This is a genomic window from uncultured Ralstonia sp. (assembly GCA_913056305.1).
Classification (GTDB): domain Bacteria; phylum Pseudomonadota; class Gammaproteobacteria; order Burkholderiales; family Burkholderiaceae; genus Ralstonia.
Map to the genome: position 1 here is coordinate 1 of CAJXMR010000271.1, position 5,491 is coordinate 5,491.

5 protein-coding genes and 1 pseudogene are annotated in these 5,491 nt (G+C 66.4%); 3 read left to right on the top strand and 3 right to left on the bottom strand.

The window, feature by feature from the left end; all coding sequences use genetic code 11:
* Together QZ609_RS24045 and QZ609_RS24050 are read right to left on the bottom strand one after the other, a co-directional pair.
* A partial coding sequence (locus QZ609_RS24045; protein ID WP_295500241.1) for a methyl-accepting chemotaxis protein occupies positions 1-1,103 on the bottom strand: 1,103 nt, incomplete at its 3' end.
* 99 nt (positions 1,104-1,202) lie between these two features.
* Positions 1,203-1,943 (bottom strand): glycine zipper 2TM domain-containing protein, encoded by a 741-nt coding sequence (locus tag QZ609_RS24050; RefSeq protein ID WP_295500244.1) that lies wholly within the window; start codon positions 1,941-1,943, stop codon positions 1,203-1,205.
* A 244-nt stretch (positions 1,944-2,187) separates the two neighbouring features.
* On the opposite strand from QZ609_RS24050, the gene QZ609_RS24055 reads away from it, so the two are divergent.
* The gene (locus QZ609_RS24055) at positions 2,188-3,120 is read left to right on the top strand and encodes a 2-hydroxyacid dehydrogenase (protein ID WP_295500251.1); all 933 of its coding nucleotides are present in this window, start codon (positions 2,188-2,190) and stop codon (positions 3,118-3,120) included.
* 28 nt (positions 3,121-3,148) lie between these two features.
* Here QZ609_RS24055 and QZ609_RS24060 read toward each other — a convergent pair whose 3' ends face one another.
* The gene (locus QZ609_RS24060) at positions 3,149-4,393 is read right to left on the bottom strand and encodes a branched-chain amino acid ABC transporter substrate-binding protein (RefSeq protein ID WP_295500246.1); all 1,245 of its coding nucleotides are present in this window, start codon (positions 4,391-4,393) and stop codon (positions 3,149-3,151) included.
* A gap of 254 nt (positions 4,394-4,647) precedes the next feature.
* Here QZ609_RS24060 and QZ609_RS24065 point away from each other — a divergent pair, with 254 nt between their 5' ends.
* Together QZ609_RS24065 and QZ609_RS24070 are read left to right on the top strand one after the other, a co-directional pair.
* A complete protein-coding gene (locus QZ609_RS24065; protein WP_295500249.1) occupies positions 4,648-5,280 on the top strand; it encodes a TetR/AcrR family transcriptional regulator in 633 nt (210 codons plus the stop codon).
* An 86-nt stretch (positions 5,281-5,366) separates the two neighbouring features.
* Positions 5,367-5,491 (top strand): annotated as a pseudogene (locus tag QZ609_RS24070) (HIT family protein); the annotation flags it as partial.

Here is a 5,491-nt window from a genome sequence, read left to right on the forward strand (position 1 = left end):
GCAATGCCTTCGATCACGCCGATGATGTCGGCGATCTTCTTGCTGCTGTCGTTGATGCCCGACATCGTCGCGATGACGCGGCCCACCACCTCGCCGCCCTTGACCGCAATGTCGGAGGCGTTGCCGGCCAGCTGGCGGGCCTGACGGGCGTTGTCGGCGTTCTGCTTCACGATGGAGGTCAGCTCCTCCATGCTGGAAGCGGTTTCTTCCAGCGAGCTCGCCTGCTCTTCGGTACGCTGCGACAAGTCCAGGTTGCCGGCGGCGATCTGCTTGGTGGCGCTGGCGATCGAATCGCTGCCACCGCGCATCGTCTCGATGGTGCGGATCAGCCCGCGCTGCATGTCCTGCAGGCCGCGCGTGAGCGCGCCCATCTCATCCTGGCTGGTGACGACAATGTGCTCGGTCAGGTTGCCGCGCGAGATCTCGCCAAAGTGGCCGAGCATGCGCGACAGCGGCGCCGAGATCGCGCGGTGCAGACCCAACGCGCAGAACACCGCCGCGGCAATCCCCACCCCGATCGCGATGATGATCAGCCACAGGAACTGCTGCGAACGCGCCACCGCCGCATCGTAGCCGGCCTTGGCCTGTTCGGTCTGGCTGCGGTCCAGCGCTTCCACCGCGCCCGACAGCGACACGAACAGCGGCGGGATCACGGTCATCACCGCCTTGTCGACGGCGGCGACGTCATGGGCGCGCAGCGCGGCAATCAGCGGTTCGATGCCATCGCGGAACAGCGTCGCGCGTTTGGTTTCGACATCGTTCGCCAGGCGAGCTTCGTCCGCGCTCATCGGCAGGGCCTTGTATTGCTTCCAGGCGTCCTCCGATTTGGTGCGGTAGGCACCAGCCTTGTCGACGATGGCCGGTACGTCGGCAGCATCCGGATGGAACACTGCGCGGTCCAGCGTGGTACGCACGATGGCGGCGTTCAACTGCGCCTTGCCCACCAGCGAGGTCGATGCCAGCTGGTTGCTGTAGATTTCCTTGATGGTCGCGTCAGAGGCGCGCATGCCGACCACGCCGATGGTGCCGATGATGGCCAGCAGCACGGCGAGCAGCACCAGGGCGGCGTTGAGTCGGAAGCGGATGGAGAGTCGGTTCAGCATGGGAGTCGGAGCGGGTTGTCGCTCCGGCTATATCGGCCGGCCCGTCCGATTCCTGAAGTCGGGCGGAGCACTCCCATGCCACGCGGGCTTAGTGGGTGCTTAGTACGGCACCGCCACGCCGTTGTCGATACGGGCCCGATCGCCGATGCGCAGGCCGTTGGGGTTGTTTTGCGTGAGCGTGACCATGGAGTTGTCCGCCAGGCGCACTACCACGCGGTAGGTTTGACCGACCGTCGTGTTGCTCTCGACTGCGTTGCCGGCCAGCGCACCCGCCACCGCCCCGCCGATGGTCGCGACGGTGTTGCCGCGCCCGCCGCCAACCTGATGGCCGAGCAGGCCGCCGACCACGCCGCCCAGCACGGCACCCACCCCCGTCGGCGAGCCCTGCACCGGCACGGCGTCGATGCGGTCGACCACGCCATATTGGTTGCTGGCCGGTGCCTGGTAGGCCGGCGCGCCGTTATAGCCACCCACATTCGACGCCGGCGGATAGCCCGGCGCGGCGTAGCCCGGATACGGCTGCGGTGCTGGTTGCGGCGGGTTCTGGTCCATATAGCCGCCGTTGGAGCCTGGGTTGTTGCCCGCGTTGTAGCCGCTGTCGGCGCCGTTGCCGTACCCGTTGGTATAGGGCTGGCCGCTGATGGTGGTGCCATAGCCGCTGTTGTAGCCGGTGCTGCTGCCTGCGGCGTAGCCGGCGCCATAGCCCGCGCCGTAACCGGGGTACGGCGCGCTCACGCAGCCCGTCATCCCGGCGGCTACACCTGCCAGGACGGCCACGGCCGTCCAACGCCCCACCCGGCTCGTCCGGCTGCTGTGCGCCGCCTTGTTTGTCGCTTGCATGATTGATCCCGTCGTTGTGGTGAGGCGTCTGGGCTGGATCGTCGATCGGTCCGCAGCCGCGCCCCTTGCCACAAAGTCTATGTCGCTCCCGCGCGGGCCCGTGCAACCAAAACCGCTCAAAGGTAACGGCGTGTAACCGCACGCGCGGCAAGGCGATCAGCACCGTGCCGGCCCCCGGCGCTATCATCTTCAGGCGCCGCGCACGGCACTTCGAAGACGCGGCTTGGCCCCTCTCCTCCTCACCATGCAACCGACGCTGCTGATCCTGATTGCGATGGCGCCCGACCACCTGGCGCGCATCGGCCAACACTTCCACGTCCTCTACGCCCCCACCCGTGCCGAGCGCGATGCAACCATCGCCCGCGACGGGCATGCCGTGCGCGTGGTGCTGACCAACGGCTCGACCGGCCTCACCGCCGCCGAGATCGCCGCCATGCCCGAACTGGAACTGGCCAGCGCACTGGGCGCCGGCTACGAGAACATCGACGTGGAGGCCGCCCGCGCGCGCGGCGTGGTGGTCGCCAACGGCGCGGGCACCAATGACGCCTGCGTGGCCGACCATGCCATCGGTCTGTTGCTGGCCACCGTGCGCGGCATCCCCAAGCTGGACAAGCTGACGCGCGACGGCGTCTGGCGCGACGGCCTCCCGCTGCAGCCGGGTGTCTGGGGCAAGCGGCTGGGCATCGTCGGCCTGGGCACCATCGGCCTGCAGATCGCGCGCCGTGCCGCCGGCTTCGACATGCAGATCGGCTATCACAACCGCAAGCCGCGCGAAGGCGTGCCCTACCGCTTTTTCGATGGTTTGAAGGACATGGCCGCGTGGGCGGATTTCCTGATCGTCGCCACGCCGGGCGGCGCGCAGACGAAGCACCTGATCAACCAGGACATCCTGGCAGCGTTGGGGCCGAACGGATATGTGGTGAACATTGCGCGCGGCAGCGTGGTCGACACGGCGGCGCTGGAGGCGGCCATCCGCGCGGGCAAGCTGGGCGGTGCGGGGCTGGATGTGTATGAGAGCGAGCCCAAGCCGCCAGCGGGTTTGCTGGACCTGGAGCAGGTCGTGCTGACACCGCACATTGCCGGCTGGTCGCCGGAGTCGGTGCAGGCGACGGTGGATCGCTTCCTGGAGAACGCCCGCCTGCATCGGGCGGGCGAGGCGGTGGTGTCCCCGGTCTAAGCCTGCGCCTCGACCGGGGATCGGCCCATTACGACGTCGGCCGCTTCATCTGGCACGACGTCGGCTGGGCCGCCACATGCGGCTCAAGCGTGACATCGGTGCGCCAGCCGTAGCCGGTGTTTTCCTGGTCGTACTTGATCTTCTTGCCATCGGCCTTGACCCAGGTGGTGACGTACAGCGCCTGCTGGGCCTGGTGATCGGTCTTTCGCATCTCGACCGGGCCGTTCAGGCTGTCAACCGACATCCCTTCCATCACCTTGGCCACCTTGGCGGGCTCGGCCGAGCCGCTGGTCTTGATGGCCTTGGCCAGGAAGGCCATGCCGGTGTACACGTCGGCGTTGAAGAAATCGTCGTTGTACTTCTTCTTGAAGCCGTCGAGCACGGCGTTGACCTTCGGGTTGCCGTCGTTCGGCGCGAAATAGCTGATGACCTTCACGCGGTCCGCACCGGACGCACCCATCGCAGTCGGCACGCCAGTGGTACCGGCGTAGTAGGTGTAGAAGTTGGTGTTCAGGCCCGCATCCTTGGCCGAGCGGATCAGCAGGGCCAGGTCGCTGCCCCAGTTGCCGGTGACGACCGTATCGGCGCCCGCGGCGCGGATCTTGGCCACATACGGCGAGAAGTCCTTCACCTGCGCCAGCGGATGCAGGTCTTCGCCCACGACCTGGATGTCCGGACGCTTGCGCTTCAGGTATTCCTTGGCCGCGCGCGCCACCTGGTGGCCGAACGAGTAGTTCTGGTTGAGCAGGTAGACCTTCTTGATGTTGGCATCCTTGGCCAGGTAGCTGGTCAGGGCTTCCATCTTCATGTCGGAGTTGGCGTCCAGGCGAAAGTGCCAGTAGTTGCACTTGTTGTTGGTCATATCCGGATCGACCGCGGCGTAGTTGAGATAGAGGATCTCCTTGCCCGGGTTGCGATCGTTGTACTTGGCAATCGCCTCCTGCAGCGCCATGCCCACGCTGGAGCCGTCGCCCTGCGCGACGTAGCGGATGCCCTGGTCGGTGATCTGCTTGAGCTGCGTCAGGCTCTCTTGCACCGAGACCTTGTTGTCGAAGCCGACCACTTCGAACTTGGTGCCGTTGCCGCTCCAGTTCTGCTGGTTGGCCAGGTCGGCCGCGTATTGCCAGCTGCGCAGCTGGTTCTGGCCCAGCGCACCCATCAGCCCGGACAGCGGGTCGATCCAGGCGATCTTGACGGTCTCGGCGTGCGCGACGGGCGCGCAGAACGCGCCAGCAACCGCCGCCGCGCCCAGCGCGAGTCGGAATGCCTTCATGCAAATGTCTCCTGATGTCTTTATCGTTGGACGCCGTGCAGAAGGCATCGTCGAGCATGGTTCTTGCAGAAAGCCACAAACCGAGGCTTGTGGCAGCTCGATCCTTCCATACACAAACGTATGTGCATGGTAGGAGCGCGTTCGTTGACATGTCAACCCGCGCAAACCTGGGGCCCTCGGCGTGCCTTAAGCGCTGGACAGCGCGGCGTGCGTGGATAGAATCCGCCTTCATCTCCACGCCGCACGAGGTGCGCATGCCCTCCCCGCTGATCGACGAACACGACGCGCCTGCCGTCGACGCTCAAGCCGCCGCTCCATCAGTGCCGCGTGCGCAGCTCACGCCCGATGACTGGATCCGCGCGGCCACCGACCTGCTCGTCACCAAGAGCATCGACGCCGTGCGCGTGGACGTGCTCGCCAAGCAGTTGGACGTGACGCGCGGCAGCTTCTACTGGCACTTCAAGAACCGCGACGACCTGCTGCACCAGGTGCTGCAGGACTGGAGCGAGCGCACCCGCGTGGGCCCCAAACTCGAGCGGCAGAACGCTTCGGTGCAGGGTCTGGTGCGCGACCTGCTGGCGCTGCCGTTTCGCGGCCGCACCGCGCGCCGCACAGCGCTGATCGAATTCGCCATCCGCGCCTGGGCCCGCCGCGACCCGATGGCGCAGGAGGCCGTCGACGCCGTGGACGAGCATCGCATCGACTACTACGTCCAGCACTTCCAGGCGATCGGCTTCGCACGCAAGGAAGCCAAGACGCGCGCCTTCATGCTCTACGCCTACCAGCTCTCCGAGGCGCTGCTGTGGAACCATGGCAGCAAGCCCGACAAGGACGCCCGCCGCCGCTTCTTTGAAGACACGCTGCTGGCCGGCGCGCCCGAAGCGTAGGCGTCGCCACTTGACCTGTGCCAAGTGGGCACAATGCGCCTCGCATATACTGCGCGCTGCCTTTTCCCGTTCTGCCGGAGACATCCATGCCTGACGCGACGTACGACAACCAGAACATCTTCGCCAAGATCCTGCGCGGCGAGCTGCCCTGCATCAAGGTGTACGAAGACGACCACACCGTCGCCTTCATGGACATCATGCCGCAGGCCGA